Genomic DNA, 18849 nt, shown 5'->3' on the forward strand with positions numbered 1-18849 from the left:
GGTTTCAGCGTTTGCGATCCCACAGGGATAACGCAAGTTTCAGAATTTGCGATCCCACAGGGATAACGCAGGTTTCAGCGTTTGCGATCCCACAGGGATAACGCAAGTTTCAGAATTTGCGCTGTACCTGTGGGAGCGGGTTTACCCGCGAAGAGGCCGGGCCTGCTTATAAAGCTCTAGAACCGCTCATCAGCAATAGCCGGCAAGGTCAGCTCACGCACATAGCTCGCCGCCGACAGTTCCAGCAGCGTTCGCACGATCAGCACCACATCGTGCAGCGGTATCAGCCCACCTTCCCCACGCGCCGCCGCCTCAGCCAACGGCACGTCCAGGCTGTCCTCGGTATTCAGGTACCCCAGGTTCAGACAGGTCACCCCAAGCCCCTGCCCCCGGTAACCTTCACGCAACGCCTCGGCAATGCCGCGCAGGGCGAACTTGGATGCGGCGAAGGTCACTTCCGGGCGGCCACTCTGCGGCAGGCCCGAGGTGGAACCGGTAAGCATGATGCGTGGTTTTTCGCTTTTCAGCAGCAACGGCAGCAGCCGCTTGATCAGCAGAATGGTGGCTGTGATGTTGCAGTCGACCATGCGCTGCAATTCCACATCGCGGTCTTCGAGGAAGCTGTAGTGCGCCTCGAAGGCTTCGGCCTCCCACAGGCCGAGGTTGTAGATCAGCGTATCCACGCCACCTTCGGCTAGCGCCTGGGCAATGGCCTCGACGGCAGCAACCGGCTGGCCGAGATCGGCTTCGATCCACTGGGCGTGGATACCCTGGCCGGTGTTCACGGCCGCAGGTTTGGCGCGTGACACGCCGATCAATGTATCGCCGGGTTTGCCCAGCCCTTCCATGAATGCCTTGCCCAGCCCTTTGCTGGCGCCGACTACCAGAATGCGCATCGCGTGACTTCCCTGTGGATTGGATCGGAGTTGGCATTCTAGGGGTTTTGTATGGGCTGTGCGGGCCTATTCGCGGGTAAACCCGCCCCTACACGGACCGCGCAAATTTCAATGTTTGCGCTGTACGTGTAGGAGCGGGTTCACCCGCGAATAGGCCGGTACAGGCAGCAGATGATCAAGCCGCGACCCGGTACTGCTCCAGCGAAGCAGCCAGCGCCGCAACTTCCTGGCACTTCTGCACAGCCACTTCCACCGGGCTGTACGCCAACGAGCAAGCCGGTGCCAGCCACAGCCGCTCACCCAGACGCTCATGGGCCTCCTGCAGTAGCCCCAGGGCATTGTCCAGATTGCAAGGCGCGGCATCGCGGCCATCAACCAGGCCCAGCGACAGCACCTTGTAGGCTGGCAGCCGATCGAGGATGGCCTGGTACTGCTCAGGCGCCTGCACCAGATCGATGTGCAGGCCATCGACCGGCAGGTTGGCGGCCAGGCCAAGGTTGCCATCGAGGCCACCGGCGTAGGTGGCGATCAGCTTCTTCAGCGGTGCGCGCTGAAGAATGTTGTAAACACGCTCGAAAGCGTTTTTCCAATCCTGCGGCAGCTCGTGGGCGAGGACCGGTTCATCGATCTGCACCCATTCAACGCCCAGCGCAGCCAAGCGGTTGAGGACGTGGTCATACAGGGGCAGCAGGCGGTCGAGCAGGTCCAGCTTGTCGAAGTCGGCGTTGCGGGCCTGGGCCTGCCACAGGTAGGTCAATGGGCCGACCACCACCGGCTTGACTGCATGGCCCAACGCGTTGGCTTGTTCCACTTCTTCGAAGAGGGGTTCCCAGTTGAGGGCAAACGGCTGTTCACCGGTGTTCAGGGCGTAGTCATGCTGGGCGAAGTCGCCGACTGGCAGCAGTTCGATTCCGGCGTCCTTCTGCACTTGCCAATGGCGGGCCCGCAGTTCGCGGTCGCCGCCAATGTGTGGAAAGCCCAGGTTGTGTGCCAGTGCCATGTCTTGTCCCTTCAGCATGCTCAAATTGATGAAGGGATTTTCCGGCGGATGGGGGTATTGAGACAAACTCATAAAATTTGAGATGAACCCAAGAAATTCTCATGTTCATGGTTTTGCATGGGCTGACCCGTGTCTCATTCAGAGCATCACCCTGCGCATCCGGACATGACCTCGCCCGCCTTCTGCCGCACAATGCCACCCTGACCACACCAGGTGCCCGGCCTCATGAGCCTGCTGAAAATCGCGCTGCGTGAACAGAACTTTGTCTGTGTCATGGAGTTCGTCCCCAAAGCCTCTGCTGAACGCTTCGCTGCCATGCAGGCGATCATGGACCGTGCACGCCTGTGCGGCTGGCCAATGACCGTGGCCATCGGCGACCGCGTCGGCAGCCCGCTGGACATGTCGCCGCTGGACGCCCTTGCCTCGTTCAGCAGCCCGGTGCCTGCCCTGCCACATTTCTCCGGCAAGGACCGCGAGCGCCACCACCTGCTCGCTCAGTTGCAGCGCATGGACGCCGCCGGCCTCGACCAGCTGTTGCTGCTGACCGGTGACCGCTTGCCCGGGCACGAACCTGGCCAGCGCCCGGTGCGCTACCTGGAGTCGGTGGCCGCGCTGCAGATTGCCCGCCAGGCCTGCCCGCACTGGTTGCTGGGCGCGGCGCTGAACCCGTTCAAGTACCACGAGGAAGAAGGCGGCGCGCAGTACTTCAAGGCCGAGAAAAAACTGGCTGCGGGGGCCGACTTCCTTACCCTGCAACTGGGTTTCGATGCTGCCAAGCACCAGGAAGCCATGCACTGGATGCGCCGCCAGGCCGCGCCAAAACCCATGCTGGCCTGCCTGATGAGCCTTACCCACGGCCGTGCTGCGATGCTCGACCACGTGGCCGGCGTTACCGTCACACCGTCCATGCGCGACATGCTCGAAGCAGAAACGGCGCAGTCCAAGGCCTTTGCGCAGGCACGCAGCGTTGACCGCCTGGCCTTGCAGATCGTGGGTACCAAGCTGATGGGGTACGCCGGCGTGCACCTGTCGGGAATTCACGAGCTCAAGCAGTTGCTTGCCCTGGAAGCGCGGTTGGAACACTGGCAAGCGCAGGTCCACACGCTGGAGCAATGGGCGCCTGCCTGGCAGGCCAGCTGGCAAATGCCCGGCCTGCCGGCAGTGACGTTCCATCCGCCCCAGGCGGGCTGGCGCCAGGGCGAGTCACGGGTCGATGCCTCGTTCAAGGAAAAAGCCCGCTATCACCTGATGCATGGCATGCATTCGCTGCTGTTCAGCCGCCGCAACAGCCTGAGCAAGGCGTTCGGCTGGGCGGTGCGCCAACCACTGTGGGCGACACCCGTTGGCGCACACGTGCTGCACAGCCTGGAACGCAGCGTGAAGCGCCCGCTGGTAGGTTGTGATACCTGCGGCCGCTGCCGCCTGGAAGACACCTTGTACATCTGCCCGGAAACCTGCCCCAAGGGCCTGGCCAACGGCCCTTGCGGGGGTACCGCGCTGAACCGCTGCGAGTTCGGCGACCGCGAGTGCATTCACAGTATCAAGTACCGCACCGCCAAGGCCGTGGGGCAAACCGCCGTACTGACCGAACGGCTGATTCCGTGCATCGAAGTGGAAACGCGCCACCGCAGCTCATGGCCGCAGTGGTTCGCCCCGCAAGCCCCACACCGGCTCAGTCCGCAGCCAGCGCCTCGAACCCAGCCCGAATCGTAGCCTCGGGCAAGTCATCGGCAATAAACACCATCACGCTTTCGCGGGTTTCACCTGCGGCCCACTCGGCGTCCCAGTCAAAGCCATACAGCTTGAGCACGCCCTGGAACACCAGCTTGCGCTCCTCGCCGGCAATGTTCAGTACGCCCTTGTAGCGCAGCAACTGCTTGCCGTGGGTTTCCAGCAGCTCGTTCATGAAGCCGCTGAGGCGGTCGATATCCAGCGCGGTTTCCGTGCGCAGCACCATCGTGCCGATGCGGTCCGGTGTGGCGGGCTTGAGCACAGGCCGCAGCGAGGGTTTCAGGTTTGCGCCCAGGTCGGGGTTGAGGTTGAAACCGCGCACATCCAGCAACTCTGCAAGGTCGATGCAACCGTGCTCAACGACACGGATCGCCGCCCGGCCATTGATACGGGCCAGGCGTTCACGCAGGGCTTCGACCGCAGCCGGCTCGGCCAGGTCGGTCTTGCTCAGCAGCAGGCGATCGGCAAAACCGACCTGGGCCTGGGCGATGGTCTGGGTCAGGTGCAACTCGGCATGCTTGGCATCGACCAGGGTGATAATGCCGTCGAGGATATAGCGCTCGCGCAGTTCCTCGTCGATGAAGAAGGTTTGCGCCACCGGCGCCGGGTCAGCCAGGCCGGTGCATTCGATCACCAGGCGGTCGAAGGCGATTTCACCGGCATCCAGGCGCTCGAGCAACAGGTACAGGGCGCGGGTCAGGTCGCCGTGGATGCTGCAGCACACACAGCCATTGGCCAGGGTCATCACCTGCACCGGCTGGTCACCCAGCAGCTGGCTGTCGATGCCGGCTTCGCTGAATTCGTTTTCGATCACAGCCAGCTTCAGGCCGTGCTCGGCCTTGAGCATGTGCTTGAGCAAGGTGGTCTTACCGGCGCCGAGGAAGCCGGTGAGGATGGTTACGGGAATGGGCGTCTGCACGCAGAACATCTCCTGTGCAGTGAAAATTCGGAAGGTGCGCGCGCTCCCTGTAGGAGCGGCCTTGTGTCGCGATAGGGCCGCGCAGCGGCCCCAGCTTTATCCGCAGCGAAGCTGAAAACCTGGGGCCGCTTTGCGGCCCTTTCGCGACACAAGGCCGCTCCTACAAGGACCGCGCAAGCCGATGGGCTTTTAGCAGCACTTCGGCCCGGACTTGCCGCCATAACGCGCTTCCTGACGTTCGCGGAAGAACTGCTCGTACGTCATGACCGGCTTGTCCGGGTGCGTCTTCTGCATGTGCTCGACATAGTTGTCGTAGTCGGGCATGCCGACCATCAGGCGGGCTGCCTGCCCCAGGTATTTACCCAGTCGACCCAGGTCGTTGAACATGGCTGCAGTCCTCTCAAGCGTCAGGCAGGGCCTGGAACGGGGTTTCCTTGTCGCTGCGTTCCTTGCGACCGAGGGCGGCATAGCCGACCTTGAGGGCAAAGAACAGCACGCTGAACACCACCAGCAGGAACAGGATGGTCAGGCCGGCGTTGGTGTAGGCGTTGAAGATCACATGCTGCATCTGCCCGATGTCCTTGGCCGGGGCCAGTACTTGGCCGGCGTCCAGGGCGGTGCTGTACTTCTTGGCCAGGGCCAGGAAACCAACCGCCGGGTTCGGGTCGAACAGCTTGATCAGGCCTGCCGCCGTGGTACAGATCAGCAGCCAGGCTGCCGGCAGCAGGGTGACCCAGATGTAGCGCTCGCGCTTCATCTTGATCAGGACCACGGTGCCGAGCATCAGGGCGATACCCGCCAGCATCTGGTTGGAGATACCGAACAGCGGCCACAGGGTGTTGATGCCACCCAACGGGTCGATCACGCCCTGGTACAGCAGATACCCCCACAGCGCCACGCAACCGCCGGTGGCGAGCAGGTTGGCCCCCCACGACTCGGTGCGTTTCAGGGCCGGCACGAAGCTGCCCAGCAGGTCCTGCAGCATGAAGCGCCCGGCACGGGTACCGGCGTCTACTGCGGTAAGAATGAACAGCGCCTCGAACAGGATCGCGAAGTGGTACCAGAAGGCCATGGTGTTTTCACCCGGCAGTACATGGTGCAGGATCTGCGCGATACCGACCGCCAGGGTTGGTGCGCCACCGGCACGGGCCAGGATGGTGTGCTCGCCGATGTCGCGGGCGACCGCTTCCAGTTGTTCCGGTGTGATCAGGAAGCCCCAGCTGCTGACCGTCTGCGCCACCGATGCAACGTCGGCGCCAACCACCGCGGCCGGGCTGTTCATGGCGAAGTACACGCCTGGCTCAATCACCGACGCAGCCACCATGGCCATGATGGCAACGAACGACTCCATCAGCATGCCGCCGTAGCCGATGTAGCGGGCGTTGGTTTCGTTATCCAGCAGCTTGGGCGTAGTGCCCGAGGAAATCAGCGCGTGGAAGCCGGACACCGCACCACAGGCGATGGTGATGAACAGGAACGGGAACAGGGTGCCCTTCCACACCGGGCCGGTGCCGTCGGTGAACTGGGTCAGCGCTGGCATCTTCAGCTCTGGCATGGTGATCAGGATGCCGATGGCCAGGGCGATGATGGTGCCGATCTTGAGGAAGGTCGACAGGTAGTCGCGCGGCGCCAGTACCAGCCACACCGGCAACACGGCCGCGACAAAGCCATAACCCACCAGCATCCAGGTGATCTGTACCCCGGTGAAGGTAAACGCCGGGCCCCATACCGGATCAGCTGCAATCTGGCCACCCAGCCAGATCGACCCCAGCAACAGCACCACGCCGATGATCGAGATTTCACCGATGTGGCCCGGGCGGATGTAGCGCATGTAGATGCCCATGAACATCGCGATCGGGATGGTCGCCATCACCGTGAACATGCCCCATGGGCTTTCAGCCAGGGCCTTGACCACGATCAGCGCCAGCACGGCAAGGATGATGATCATGATCAGGAAGCAGCCGAACAAGGCAATGGTGCCCGGAATGCGGCCCATCTCCTCGCGCACCATGTCGCCTAACGAGCGGCCGTTGCGGCGGGTAGACAGGAACAGGACCATGAAGTCCTGCACCGCACCGGCCAGCACCACGCCGGCGATCAGCCACAGCGTGCCGGGCAGGTAGCCCATTTGCGCGGCGAGTACCGGCCCCACCAGGGGGCCTGCACCGGCGATGGCGGCGAAGTGGTGACCAAAAAGAATGTGTTTGTTGGTCGGGACGTAGTCCAGGCCGTCGTTGTTGAGCACCGCCGGGGTGGCACGGCGCGGGTCGAGTTGCATCACCTTGGTGGCGATGAACAGGCTGTAGTAGCGATAGGCAACCAGGTAGATGGCCACCGAAGCGACAACGATCCACAAGGCGTTGATTGCCTCGCCGCGACGCAGGGCTACCACACCCAGCGCGCAGGCCCCTATGACTGCCAGCGCCAGCCACGGAATGTGGCGTAGCAGGCTATTATTGTTGTTCATGGTTAGCTTCCAGCTGGTGGATTGGAAAGACCGCCCACCGAGTCTAGGGCCAGTCATCGCGCATTGCCACACTTGCTTTGGTCTAGAGCCTCTGCGGCCAGATTGCGGTACCTGATGCACATATCCTTCTAACTATAGTCAGGATGTCACCCGGAGAGCCCGCCCATGAGCAATCACGACGAACGCCGCCGTTTCCAGCGTATCCCGTTCGACGCCCCGACCAGGCTGTGCCAGGGCGAACGTTGCTGGGAAGTGAAACTGCTCGACCTTTCCCTCAAAGGCCTGCTGGTTGAATGCCCGAAACCCTGGGATGCCGACCTGACCCAGGATTTCGAAGCCTACATCGTGCTCAATGATGGCGAGACCGAGGTGCAGATGCAGGTTGAACTACGCCACGAAGAACCGGAGTGCCTGGGCTTCATCTGCCTGTACATCGACATCGATTCCATGAGCCATTTGCACCGTCTTGTGGAATTGAACGTGGCCGACAGCACCGAAATGATGCGTGAGCTGCGCGAACTCATCGAATAATGAAATCTCTTAGCTAGCTAATAGCCTTCCCACCGGGTGTTTCCTGTCTACCCAGACAGCTTTAAGCCTGGGTAGCAGCACTTTGTACACACCTCTCTAGTACAGCTTCTGATGAGTTGGTACGCCTTCTGCATTGGGTTTTCGCGCACCCTGCAGCCACTCCTGTGCGCGCTCCGATCAAAATATTGTATACAATTCTTGTGGCAATCATTTGTAGGAAGTGTCTACAGTAGCGACACAACAATAAACAGAGAGCCTGCTCCATGACTACGTCCCCTAGCACGTCTCCCGCCCAGCGCCCCGAGGATGAAAACCTCGGGCTGGGTGCCAACCTGGCCTATGGTCTGCAGCATGTGCTGACCATGTATGGCGGGATCGTCGCGGTACCCCTGATCCTGGGGCAGGCCGCTGGTCTGAACGGTGCCGAAATTGGCATGCTGATCGCCGCCTCGCTGTTTGCCGGTGGCCTGGCCACCCTGCTGCAAACCCTTGGCCTGCCGTTCTTCGGCTGCCAGTTGCCGCTGGTGCAGGGCGTGTCGTTCGCCGGTGTGGCGACCATGGGCGCAATCCTCAGCAGTGAGGGCGGCGGTGGCCTGCCGGGCGTGCTTGGCGCGGTCATGGCTGCATCGCTGATCGGCTTCCTGATTACACCGGTGTTCTCGCGCATCACCAAGTTCTTCCCGCCCCTGGTGACCGGCATCGTCATCACCACCATCGGCCTGACCCTGATGCCGGTCGCCGCGCGCTGGGTGATGGGTGGCAACAGCGCTTCGCCGGAGTTCGGCAGCGTGGCCAACATCGGCCTTGCCGGGTTGACCTTCGCCATCGTGCTGCTGCTGAGCAAGCTGGGTAACGCGACCATTTCGCGCCTGTCGATCCTGCTGGCCATGGTGGTCGGCACGCTGATCGCCTGGGCACTGGGCATGACCGACTTCAGCAAGGTCAGCGAAGGCCCGATGTTCGCCTTCCCCACGCCGTTCCACTTCGGCATGCCGGAATTCCACATCGCCGCGATCCTGTCGATGTGCATCGTGATCATGGTGACGCTGGTGGAAACCTCGGCCGACATCCTTGCCGTGGGTGAAATCATCGAGACCAAGGTCGACTCCAAGCGCCTGGGCAACGGTCTGCGCGCCGACATGGCATCGAGCATCCTGGCGCCGATCTTTGGTTCGTTCACCCAGAGCGCGTTCGCCCAGAACGTCGGCCTGGTGGCCGTGACCGGGGTCAAGAGCCGCTATGTGGTGGCCACCGGTGGCGTGATCCTGGTGGTACTCGGCCTGCTGCCGATCATGGGCCGGGTGATTGCCGCCGTGCCAACCCCGGTACTTGGCGGCGCCGGTATCGTGTTGTTCGGTACCGTGGCAGCCAGTGGTATCCGTACCCTGTCCAAGGTCAGCTACAAGAACAACGTCAACCTGATCATCGTTGCCGCCTCGCTGGGCTTTGGCATGATCCCGATCGCCGCGCCCACCTTCTACCACCATTTCCCGAACTGGTTTGAGACCATCTTCCACTCGGGTATCAGCTCGGCGGCGATCATGGCGATCCTGCTGAACCTGATCTTCAACCACTTCACCACCGGCAACTCGGAAAACCAGTCGGTGTTCGCCGCGGCCTACGAGCGCACCATTCAGTACTCGGACATTTCCGCGCTGCGTGATGGTGACTACTTCAAGGATGGCAAGCTGTTCGATGCCGAGGGTAACGAAGTGCCGCTGCTGGAGCTGGACGAGCATGGCAATGAAACGGTCAGGCGGGCGGCGGTGGCCGAGCATTGACCGCTGACTGAACGGTGAGGTGGGTTGGGGGCTGACGCGCATCGTCGGCCCCTTTTTCGTTTGCCTGTTCGGGCCTTTTCGCGGGTAAACCCGCTCCCACAGGGACCGCGCAAGCTACGGGCCCTGTGATATTCCTGTGGGAGCGGGTTCACCCGCGAATAGGCCGGTACAGGCTATACATCACTCAAACAATGCATCCAGTGCCTGCTCCAACCGGGTCACGGCAATCACCTGCAACCCTGCTGGCGCCTCTTTCGGCGCATTGCCCTTGGGCACGATGGCCCGTTTGAACCCATGCTTGGCCGCTTCCTTCAACCGCTCCTGCCCACTCGGCACCGGCCGCACCTCGCCCGACAGGCCAATCTCGCCAAACACCAGCAGGCCATGGGCCAAAGGCCGGTTGCGCAAGCTGGACATCACCGCCGCCAGCAGCGCCAGGTCCGAAGCGGTTTCCAGCACCTTCACCCCGCCAACCACGTTGAGGAACACGTCCTGGTCATGGGTCGGGATACCCCCATGACGGTGCAGCACCGCCAGCAGCATGGCCAGGCGGTTCTGGTCCAGGCCCAGGGTGACCCGGCGCGGGTTGGCCAGGTGGCTGTCGTCGACCAGTGCCTGTACCTCGACCAGCATCGGTCGGGTGCCCTCCCAGGTGGCCATTACCACACTGCCGGGCACTTCCTCCTGGGTACGGTTGAGGAAGATCGCCGACGGGTTGGACACTTCTTTCAGGCCGCGATCGGTCATGCCGAACACGCCCAGCTCGTTGACCGCGCCAAAGCGGTTCTTCACCGCCCGCAACAAGCGCAGGCGGCCATCGGACTCGCCCTCGAAATACAACACGGTATCAACCATGTGTTCCAGCACCCGCGGACCAGCCAGCGAACCTTCCTTGGTCACGTGGCCAACCAGGAAGATTGCCGTACCGCTCTGCTTGGCGTAGCGCACCAGCAACGCCGTGCTCTCGCGTACCTGGGCCACGCCGCCGGGGGCCGACTGCAGTTGCTCGGTGAAAATGGTCTGGATCGAGTCGATCACCATCACGCGCGGTTTCTCGACGCGCGCGGTGGCAATGATGGTCTCGATGCAGGTTTCGGTCATCACCTTGAGCTGGTCCTGAGGCAGGCCCAGGCGCCGTGAACGCATGGCCACCTGCTGCTGCGATTCCTCACCCGTGACATACAGCGCCGGCATACCCACGGCGATGTTGCACAAGGTCTGCAACAGGATGGTCGACTTGCCGATGCCGGGGTCGCCACCAATCAGCACCACCGAACCATCCACCAGCCCGCCACCCAGCACGCGGTCCAGTTCGGTGCTGCTGGTGGTGAAGCGCGGGATTTCCTCGACGCTGACTTCGGCCAGGGTCTTGATCTGCGCCTGCTGCCCGGTCCAGCCGGCACGGCCACTGCTGGGCGCCGCGGCGCCGCCGCTTTCGATCATGGTTTCGACCAGGGTGTTCCAGGCCCCGCATTCGCCGCACTGGCCGGCCCATTTGGGGAAGGTCGCGCCGCACTCGGTGCAGCCATACAAGCGCTTGGCCTTGGCCATGGGAGGGTCTCCTGGAAAAAACCGCCATGATAGCCGAGCAGAACGTGTCTCGAACGCTTGCGCGTGCGACAAAACTATTCGCTCTAACTGCAGTCAGTAGCCCTGAACACAACGCATGAAGCGTTTTAGTGGCTTACACTGCGTTAACCTTACCTTTTGTTACAAGGATCTAAACATGGGCATGCTCAATGAGTTCAAGGCCTTCGCGGTCAAAGGCAATGTCGTCGACATGGCGGTTGGTATCATCATCGGCGCGGCCTTCGGCAAGATCGTCTCGTCCTTCGTCGGCGACGTGATCATGCCGCCTCTGGGCCTGCTGATCGGTGGCGTGGACTTCAGTGACCTGGCCATTACCCTGAAGGCTGCCGAGGGTGATGTGCCGGCGGTGGTGCTGGCGTATGGCAAGTTCATTCAGACCGTGATCGACTTCGTGATCGTGGCCTTTGCCATCTTCATGGGCGTGAAGGTCATCAACCGCCTGAAGCGTGAAGAGGCCGTGGCGCCGACTGCGCCGCCAGTGCCATCGGCTGAAGAGACCTTGCTGACCGAGATTCGGGATTTGCTCAAGACGCAGAACCAGAACCGGTTGCCTTGAGGCTTTAAGCCGCAAGCTGCAAGCTGCAAGAAAAAGCAGAGGGATTATCGGGCTGCCTTTTCTTGAAGCTTGCAGCTTAAGGCTTGCAGCTCGCCTTACCAGTAGTTTTCCACAGCCACCTGCCCCGGCCGCTTGCTCAAGCTCAGTTGCAGGTCGCGCGCCTTCAGCACCTTACGCGTCTCGTCGATCATTTCCGGGTTGCCACACAGCATCACCCGCGAATGCTCCGGTGACAGCTCCAGCCCCGCCGCCTTCTCCAGCTCACCATTCTCGATCAACGTGGTAATACGCTGGTTCAGTGCCCCCGGGTGCAGCTCGCGGGTCACTACCGGAATGAACTGCAGCTTGCCGGCGAATTCGGCCAGGTAGTCGCGTTGTTCCAGCCCGGCGATTTCATCCACGTAGGCCAGCTCCCTGGCTTCACGCACCGAATACACCAGCTTGATACTGTCGAACCGCTCCCAGGCCTCGAAGTCCTGCAGGATCGACATGAACGGCGCAATACCGGTGCCGGTAGCCAGCAGCCACAAGTCACGGCCCCCGACGAAGCGGTCAAGGGTAAGGAAGCCGAAGGCCTGGCGGTCGATCAGCAGGGTGTCGCCTGCACCCAACCGGCTCAGCTCACTGGTGAACTCCCCCCCTGGCACCACGATTGAGAAAAAGTCCAGATGCTCGTCATGCGGCGCACTGACCATGGAATAGGCGCGCCACACCACGCTGCCATCAGCCTTGGTCACGCCCAGGCGGGCAAACTGGCCGGAGCGGAAGCGGAACCCTGCATCGCGCGTGACCCGCAGGCTGAAGAGGTTCGGCGTCAGTGGCTGAACATCAAGCAGGGTCTGGCGGGTGAACTTTTCGGCGCTAGCGGTCATATCGGGCTCCAAGGTTGGCGTGTGCACAGTGTCGCTTAAACCGGCCTGGATAAAAACCACCGCTTTGTAGGGCCTCATCTACGGCGATCGTGCCGAAGTCGCAGAAAAACCTGATCGCTATAACAAAAAAATCCCAACAACATGGTAGGACTTTTCCTACAATCATCCGGGTACCCAAACGGATTGGATCCTACGCCCCCAGGAGTGTTTCAGATGCTTCACTGGAAACCCGAACATCTTGATGCGTTCGTCAGTGAACGCAGTCCACGGAAGCTGTTCGACATCGCGGTGCACCTGGCACAAGACCTTGGAATGGATTACCTCGGGCTGAACATTCGCATTCAGATCGCCACACAGACACCCCGGGTCTACCTCTACAGTAACTACCCGGATGAGTGGATAGCGCGCTACCAGCGCGATGAATTCTACAAGCAGGACTCGGCCGCCAACGTCAGCCACAGTTCAACCATGCCGGTGCTGTGGACCGACGACCTGTATCGTGATGCCCCGCATTATCGTGAGGCAGCCTGCCAGTACGGCCTGCGTCACGGCTGGACGCAGTCTTTGCACGACCTGCAGCACAATGAGAGCCAGGTCAGCGTGGCCAGGCCTAACGGCAGCATCGCCATCCACGAACTCTACGACAAGGCCGGCAGCGTGCAGTGGCTGTGCCACACACTGCACGCAGTACTGGGCGAGCACCACCTGAACGACCTGTGCCCACCGCAGCCGAAAATGAGCGAGCGGGAACTGGAAGTGCTGAGATGGTCGGCCGCCGGCAAAACAGCCAACGACGTGGCCTGTATCCTGTCACTGTCGCAAAGCACGGTTAACTTCCATATCCGCAGCGTGATCAACAAGACCAACGCTGCCAACAAAGCTGGCGCCATCGCCATCGCTGCCCTGCGCGGCTGGATCTGACCTTCAAGCCTGCGACCTCGGCCAAAGCCCTGTAGAATCGCCCGGCAAAGCCCGGGGCGAACCGCAACGGGCAGTTTCATACCCGAGCCAGACGCCATGCCCCTGTTGACCACCCCCTACGCCGAACTCGACCTGATCCGCCAGCCGGAGCAGGCCAATGACCCGTTGCAGGCTTTCGATGCCGCTGACGAGTACCTGCTTGCGCAGTTGCACGAGCAGGCACCTGACGCCAGCTGCCGGGTACTGGTGCTCAATGACAGCTTCGGCGCCCTGGCTGCCAGCCTGGCCGGCCAACTGCAGGTGACCAGCAGCGGCGATTCGCACCTGGCGCACCTGGCCCTGGAAAAGAACCTGGTGCGCAATGGCCTGCCATTCGACAGCGTGCCGTTCGTGCCGGCCAGCGAACACTGGCAAGGCCCGTTCGACCGGGTGCTGGTGCGCGTGCCCAAGACCCTGGCCCTGCTCGAAGAGCAACTGATCCGTCTGCAGGGCCAACTGGCGCCCGGTGCGCAGGTGATCGCCGGGGCAATGATCAAGCACCTGCCACGGGCCGCTGGCGAGCTGATGGAGAAGTACATCGGCCCGGTGCAGGCTTCGCTGGCACAGAAAAAGGCCCGCTTGCTGACAGCGACGGTAGCCGAACGCCCTGCCGCCCGCTCGCCCTACCCCAGCCGCTATCGCCTCGATGCGCCGGCGCTGGAACTGGTCAACCACGCCAACGTGTTCTGTCGCGAGGGCCTGGACATCGGCACCCGGGCGTTCCTTCCGCACCTGCCACGCGACCTCGGCCGCGCACGCGTTGCGGATCTAGGCTGCGGCAACGGCGTGCTGGCGATTGCCAGCGCCCTGGCCAACCCGGATGCCGTATACACCCTGGTCGATGAGTCGTACATGGCGGTGCAATCGGCACGAGAGAACTGGCAAGCAGCGCTGGGCGAGCGACCGGCGGCCTTCGAGGCGGCCGACGGCTTGGCCGGCGTAGAAAAGCAGTCGCTGGATGTGGTGCTGTGCAACCCGCCGTTCCACCAGCAACAGGTGGTGGGTGATTTTCTCGCCTGGCGCATGTTCCAGCAGGCGCGCGAAGCGCTGGTGGTGGGTGGGGCGTTGTATATCGTCGGGAACCGGCACCTGGGCTATCACAGCAAGCTGGCGCGTTTGTTCCGTGGGGTTGAGCAGGTGGCGGCTACGCCCAAGTTTGTAATCCTGAAAGCGCGCAAGTAAGCCGCTGCGAGCCACCTGTGGGAGCGGGTTCACCCGCGAACACCGGCAAAGCCGGTGCCATACACCGCGTTGCTTTCTTCGCGGGTAAACCCGCTCCCACAGGGACATGTGTTTTGCTCAGTGGGTGGTCAGGCCAGCAGCCCCCATGAACAAGCGCATCACCCAGGCAGCCACCCCCAGCGCCGCCACACTCATCGCCCAGATCAGCACCAGCCAACCCAGCCGCTGCCACAGCGGTTTCTTGTCTTCCAGGCCATGCTTGCCAGTCATCATGCGGCCCTCCTAGTGATAGCCGTCTTCATGGGTCACCTTGCCGCGGAACACGTAGTAGCTCCAGAAGGTATACATGAGGATGAACGGCAGGATGAATAACGTACCCACCAACATGAAGCCCTGGCTTTGCGGTGGCGCTGCGGCATCCCAGATCGAAATCGACGGCGGGATGATGTTCGGCCACAGGCTGATACCCAGGCCGCTGTAGCCCAGGAAGATCAGTACCAAGGTGAGCAGGAACGGTGTGTAGTGCGCATTGCGCGCCACTGCCTTGAGCAACCCGTAGAAGGTCACCAGTACCAGCAACGGCACCGGCATGAACCACAGCAGGTTGGGCATGCTGAACCAGCGGTCGGCGATTTGTGGGTAGGCGATAGGCGTCCACAGGCTGACGATACCGATCACCGCCAGCAGCACCAGCGCCAGCGGCCGGGCGATGTCGTGCATTTTCTGCTGCAGCGGCCCTTCGGTCTTCATGATCAGCCAGGTGCAGCCCAACAGGGTGTAGGCCACGATCAGCCCCAGCCCGCTGAACAGGCTGAACGGGGTCAGCCAGTCGAGGGTGCCGCCGGCAAAATGCCGGTCGACCACCTTGAAGCCTTCCAGGAACGCGCCCAATGCCACACCTTGGAAGAAGGTCGCGACCAGCGAGCCCCAGATGAACGCCTTGTCCCAGATATGCCGCTTCTCGGCGGTGGCCTTGAAGCGGAACTCGAACGCCACGCCGCGGAAGATCAAGCCGATCAGCATCAGGATCAATGGCAGGTACAACGCCTCGAGGATCACCGAATACGCCATCGGGAACGCCCCGAACAGCCCGGCGCCGCCGAGCACCAGCCAGGTTTCGTTGCCGTCCCACACCGGGGCGACGGTATTCATCATCACATCACGGTCATGCTCGCCCTTGACGAACGGGAAGAGCATGCCTATCCCTAAGTCGAAACCATCCATCACCACGTACATCATGACGCCGAAGATGATGATCACGGCCCAGATCAGCGGAAGGTCGATACCCATGGCTCAGTTCCCCTTGTTCAGGCTGGCGGTGTTGGCCTGGTGGCCATCATCGGCGGCGGACAGCGGCCGCGCCGGGGTGCGTTTGGTGCCAGGGCCACCGGGGTTGGTCTCGTCACCTTCACCGGTCTGCGGGCCCTTGCGCACCAGGCGCATCATGTAGCCAAGGCCGGTACCGAACAGGGCGAAGTACACCACCACAAAGGCTACCAAGGTAAAGCCAAGCTGGGCGTAGCTGTGGTTGGACACGCCGTCTGCGGTGCGCATCAGGCCGTACACCACCCACGGCTGGCGGCCGATTTCGGTCGTGAACCAGCCGGCCAGCAGCGCGATCAGCCCTGAGGGGCCCATCCACAGGGCTACGTACAGGAACGGGCGTGAACTGTAGAGCGTGCCGCGCTTGCGCAGCCACAGGCTCCACAGGCCGACGAAGATCATCAGGAAACCGAGGCCGACCATGACCCGGAACGACCAGAACACGATGAGCGAGTTGGGCCGGTCCTCCGGCGGGAACTCCTTCATCGCCGGCACCTGCTTGTCCAGGCTGTGGGTCAGGATCAGGCTGCCAAGCGCCGGGATCTCGACCTTGAACCGGGTAGTCTCGGCCTTCATGTCGGGGATACCGAACAGGATCAGCGGGGTCGGCTCGCCGGGTACGTTCTCCCAGTGGCCTTCGATCGCAGCAATCTTCACCGGCTGGTGCTTGAGCGTATTGAGGCCGTGGAAATCGCCGATCACGGCCTGGACAGGGGCGACGATCAACGCCATCCACATGGCCATCGACAGCATCTTGCGCACCGCCGGGTTGTCACGCCCACGCAGCAGGTGCCAGGCCGCCGAGGCGCCGACGAAGAACGCCGTGGACACGAACGCAGCGGTGGCCATGTGCATCAGGCGGTAGGGGAACGAGGGGTTGAACACCACCGCGAACCAATCCACAGGTACCACCCTGCCATCGATGATCTCGTGGCCTTGCGGGGTCTGCATCCAGCTGTTGGAGGCGAGGATCCAGAACGTCGAGACCAGCGTGCCGAGCGCCACCATTACCGTGGAGAAAAAGTGCAGGCCTCGGCCAACACGGTTCCAGCCAAACAGCATGACCCCCAGGAAGCCGGCTTCGAGGAAGAAGGCAGTGAGCACTTCATACGTGAGCAACGGGCCGGTGACAGCGCCGGCAAAGTCGGAGAAGCGGCTCCAGTTGGTGCCGAACTGGTAGGCCATGACGAGCCCGGAGACCACGCCCATGCCGAAGTTGACAGCAAAGATCTTCGACCAGAAATGGTAGAGGTCACGGTAGACCTGGTTGTGGGTCCGCAGCCAGAGGCCTTCAAGGACTGCCAGGTAGCTCGCCAGGCCAATGGTGATGGCCGGGAACAGGATGTGGAACGACACGGTAAAGGCAAACTGCATTCGGGCGAGCTCTAGGGCCTCTATTCCGAACATGGTGCTTCCTCTTCAGATAATCCGGCGTCCGGGCTTGTGGCCCCGTCGCCCACTGCCCCCACTTGGTCGAGTACGGCGCGTTGGAATTGTTCTGTTCGATCGCAGGGATTCCGGCCCAGAGGGCCAATTCGTTGAATCTGGAACGATTGATCCAGATCAACGATTGCTAGGAAGCATAGTCCCGAATGGCCCGACGGGCCGTGTGGTTGATTGCCGCGTGACCGGTTGCCCCACCCTCTTACATAACCGGTGAAAAAGTGCCGACCCAGGCAAACAGTAACCGTTTGTTACAAACAGGTGATACGCTGCGCACCCCCTCTACTGCGCCGAGGCCCCTGGTTTCCGATGTCCGAATCCGCACCGCAGTTGTTGCGTCACCACCGCCCTTTCCTGGCTTTCTGGCTGGCCCGTGTGTTTACCGCCAGCGGCTTCCAGATGCTCACCGTGGCCATAGGCTGGCACCTCTACCAGTTGACCGGCAATGTGCTGGACCTGGGCCTGGTCGGCCTGGTCGAATTCGCCCCACGGGTGCTGTTCATGCTGCACACCGGCCATGTCGCCGACCGCTATGACCGGCGCAAGGTCGCCGCCCTGTGCCAAAGCCTGCAGGGGCTGATTGCCCTGGCGCTGGCCGTGGGCAGCGCCACCGATAACGTCACCCGTGAACTGATCTTTGCCCTGGCCTTCCTGCTTGGCGCCACGCGCTCGTTCGAAATGCCGGCGACCCAGGCGCTGCTACCCAACGTGGTGCCGCCCGGGCTGTTCCCGCGGGCTGTGGCGGCGTCGGCCTCGGCCACCCAGTCGGCGACCATTGTCGCGCCGGCGGTAGGCGGCTTCCTGTATGCCTTCGGCAGCATCTGGGTGTACGGCCCTACCGTGGCCCTGTACGCCATCGCCTGCGTGCTGACCCTGAGCCTGCAGGCGCGCGGCCAGGTCGTGCAGCGCGGGCGCGCCAGCATCGAGTCGCTGCTGGCGGGCATCCGTTTCATTCGTAGCCGCCCCGACATCCTCGGCGCCATCTCGCTGGACCTGTTCGCCGTGCTGCTGGGCGGCGCCACCGCGTTGCTGCCGGTGTTCGCCAAGGACATCCTGCTGACCGGCCCGCTGGGCCTCGGCCTGCTGCGCTCGGCGCCCGCGGTGGGGGCGTTGCTGATGTCGCTGTGGCTGGCGCGCTTCCCGTTCGAGCGTAATGTCGGCCGAACCATGTTCACCGCAGTGGGCATTTTCGGCGTGGCCACCATTGCCTTTGGTCTGTCCACCTCGTTCTGGTTCTCACTGGCGGTGCTGGTGGTGCTGGGCGCGGCGGACATGATCAGCATGGTTATTCGCAGTTCGTTCGTGCAGTTGGAGACGCCAGATGAAATGCGCGGGCGGGTGAGCGCGGTGAACGGGCTGTTCATTGGTGCCTCGAACCAGCTTGGCGAGTTTGAATCGGGGGTGACGGCGCACTGGTTTGGCACAGTGCCGGCGGTGGTGATGGGTGGGGTAGGCACGTTGGTGGTGACAGGGGTGTGGATAAAACTGTTCCCTACATTGGCCAAGCGGGATCGGTTGCATAACGGTTGATTGGTTGCCTGTACCGACCTCTTCGCGGGTAAACTGAACTGGCCTAATGATCCCGGACACCTCTTAAG

Annotated in this window: 17 protein-coding genes; 7 read left to right on the plus strand and 10 right to left on the minus strand. The window is 62.4% G+C overall.

Going from position 1 to position 18849, the window contains the following annotated elements; genetic code table 11:
- Positions 1-176 precede the first annotated feature (176 nt).
- Together IAE39_RS25145 and IAE39_RS25150 are read right to left on the minus strand one after the other, a co-directional pair.
- Complete coding sequence (locus IAE39_RS25145; RefSeq protein ID WP_201207207.1) at positions 177-896, minus strand: SDR family oxidoreductase; 720 nt, start codon at positions 894-896, stop codon at positions 177-179.
- A gap of 175 nt (positions 897-1071) precedes the next feature.
- On the minus strand, positions 1072-1896 hold the full coding sequence (locus IAE39_RS25150; protein WP_201207208.1) for a 5-methyltetrahydropteroyltriglutamate--homocysteine methyltransferase: 825 nt from the start codon (positions 1894-1896) through the stop codon (positions 1072-1074).
- Between the two features lie 225 nt (positions 1897-2121).
- Between IAE39_RS25150 and IAE39_RS25155 the strand changes: the two genes are divergently transcribed.
- Positions 2122-3609: a methylenetetrahydrofolate reductase C-terminal domain-containing protein gene (locus tag IAE39_RS25155; RefSeq protein WP_201207209.1), complete on the plus strand. Its 1488-nt coding sequence runs from the start codon at positions 2122-2124 to the stop codon at positions 3607-3609.
- Here IAE39_RS25155 and yjiA read toward each other — a convergent pair.
- The 3 genes from yjiA to IAE39_RS25170 form a co-directional block, all read right to left on the minus strand.
- Positions 3569-4546, minus strand: a complete 978-nt coding sequence (gene yjiA / locus IAE39_RS25160) for a GTPase (RefSeq protein WP_201207210.1) — start codon at positions 4544-4546, stop codon at positions 3569-3571. The two genes, IAE39_RS25155 and yjiA, sit on opposite strands and share 41 nt — an antisense overlap.
- A gap of 189 nt (positions 4547-4735) precedes the next feature.
- Complete coding sequence (locus IAE39_RS25165) at positions 4736-4933, minus strand: YbdD/YjiX family protein (protein WP_085626863.1); 198 nt, start codon at positions 4931-4933, stop codon at positions 4736-4738.
- Between the two features lie 13 nt (positions 4934-4946).
- A complete protein-coding gene (locus IAE39_RS25170; protein ID WP_201207211.1) occupies positions 4947-7013 on the minus strand; it encodes a carbon starvation CstA family protein in 2067 nt (688 codons plus the stop codon).
- A 165-nt stretch (positions 7014-7178) separates the two neighbouring features.
- Here IAE39_RS25170 and IAE39_RS25175 point away from each other — a divergent pair, with 165 nt between their 5' ends.
- Both IAE39_RS25175 and IAE39_RS25180 read left to right on the plus strand, forming a co-directional pair.
- The gene (locus IAE39_RS25175) at positions 7179-7544 is read left to right on the plus strand and encodes a PilZ domain-containing protein (RefSeq protein WP_201207212.1); all 366 of its coding nucleotides are present in this window, start codon (positions 7179-7181) and stop codon (positions 7542-7544) included.
- 263 nt (positions 7545-7807) lie between these two features.
- The gene (locus IAE39_RS25180; protein ID WP_201207213.1) at positions 7808-9325 is read left to right on the plus strand and encodes a nucleobase:cation symporter-2 family protein; all 1518 of its coding nucleotides are present in this window, start codon (positions 7808-7810) and stop codon (positions 9323-9325) included.
- A gap of 180 nt (positions 9326-9505) precedes the next feature.
- On the opposite strand, the gene radA is transcribed toward IAE39_RS25180, so the two are convergent.
- Positions 9506-10876, minus strand: a complete 1371-nt coding sequence (radA, locus tag IAE39_RS25185) for a DNA repair protein RadA (RefSeq protein ID WP_003251626.1) — start codon at positions 10874-10876, stop codon at positions 9506-9508.
- A gap of 175 nt (positions 10877-11051) precedes the next feature.
- Here radA and mscL point away from each other — a divergent pair, with 175 nt between their 5' ends.
- Positions 11052-11471, plus strand: coding sequence for a large-conductance mechanosensitive channel protein MscL (mscL, locus tag IAE39_RS25190; RefSeq protein ID WP_201207214.1), 420 nt, complete (start codon positions 11052-11054; stop codon positions 11469-11471).
- A gap of 95 nt (positions 11472-11566) precedes the next feature.
- Here the strand turns inward: mscL and IAE39_RS25195 are convergent, their stop codons facing one another.
- Complete coding sequence (locus IAE39_RS25195; RefSeq protein ID WP_201207215.1) at positions 11567-12343, minus strand: ferredoxin--NADP reductase; 777 nt, start codon at positions 12341-12343, stop codon at positions 11567-11569.
- A 213-nt stretch (positions 12344-12556) separates the two neighbouring features.
- On the opposite strand from IAE39_RS25195, the gene IAE39_RS25200 reads away from it, so the two are divergent.
- Together IAE39_RS25200 and IAE39_RS25205 are read left to right on the plus strand one after the other, a co-directional pair.
- Positions 12557-13264 carry an autoinducer binding domain-containing protein gene (locus IAE39_RS25200; protein WP_201207216.1) on the plus strand — a complete coding sequence of 236 codons (708 nt, stop codon included), beginning with the start codon at positions 12557-12559 and terminating at the stop codon, positions 13262-13264.
- A 96-nt stretch (positions 13265-13360) separates the two neighbouring features.
- Positions 13361-14485: a methyltransferase gene (locus tag IAE39_RS25205; RefSeq protein WP_201207217.1), complete on the plus strand. Its 1125-nt coding sequence runs from the start codon at positions 13361-13363 to the stop codon at positions 14483-14485.
- A gap of 117 nt (positions 14486-14602) precedes the next feature.
- Here IAE39_RS25205 and IAE39_RS25210 read toward each other — a convergent pair whose 3' ends face one another.
- Genes IAE39_RS25210 through IAE39_RS25220 form a run of 3 tightly spaced genes read right to left on the minus strand, consistent with a single transcriptional unit; the run spans position 14603 to position 17215 of the window.
- Positions 14603-14758 carry a DUF2474 domain-containing protein gene (locus IAE39_RS25210; protein ID WP_060508707.1) on the minus strand — a complete coding sequence of 52 codons (156 nt, stop codon included), beginning with the start codon at positions 14756-14758 and terminating at the stop codon, positions 14603-14605.
- 9 nt (positions 14759-14767) lie between these two features.
- Positions 14768-15775, minus strand: a complete 1008-nt coding sequence (gene cydB, locus IAE39_RS25215; protein ID WP_201207218.1) for a cytochrome d ubiquinol oxidase subunit II — start codon at positions 15773-15775, stop codon at positions 14768-14770.
- Between the two features lie 3 nt (positions 15776-15778).
- Positions 15779-17215 (minus strand): cytochrome ubiquinol oxidase subunit I, encoded by a 1437-nt coding sequence (locus IAE39_RS25220; RefSeq protein WP_201207219.1) that lies wholly within the window; start codon positions 17213-17215, stop codon positions 15779-15781.
- 345 nt (positions 17216-17560) lie between these two features.
- Between IAE39_RS25220 and IAE39_RS25225 the strand changes: the two genes are divergently transcribed.
- Positions 17561-18781: an MFS transporter gene (locus IAE39_RS25225; protein ID WP_201207220.1), complete on the plus strand. Its 1221-nt coding sequence runs from the start codon at positions 17561-17563 to the stop codon at positions 18779-18781.
- The last annotated feature ends 68 nt before the right edge of the window (positions 18782-18849 follow it).

The organism is Pseudomonas sp. S37, assembly GCF_016658545.1.
Classification (GTDB): domain Bacteria; phylum Pseudomonadota; class Gammaproteobacteria; order Pseudomonadales; family Pseudomonadaceae; genus Aquipseudomonas.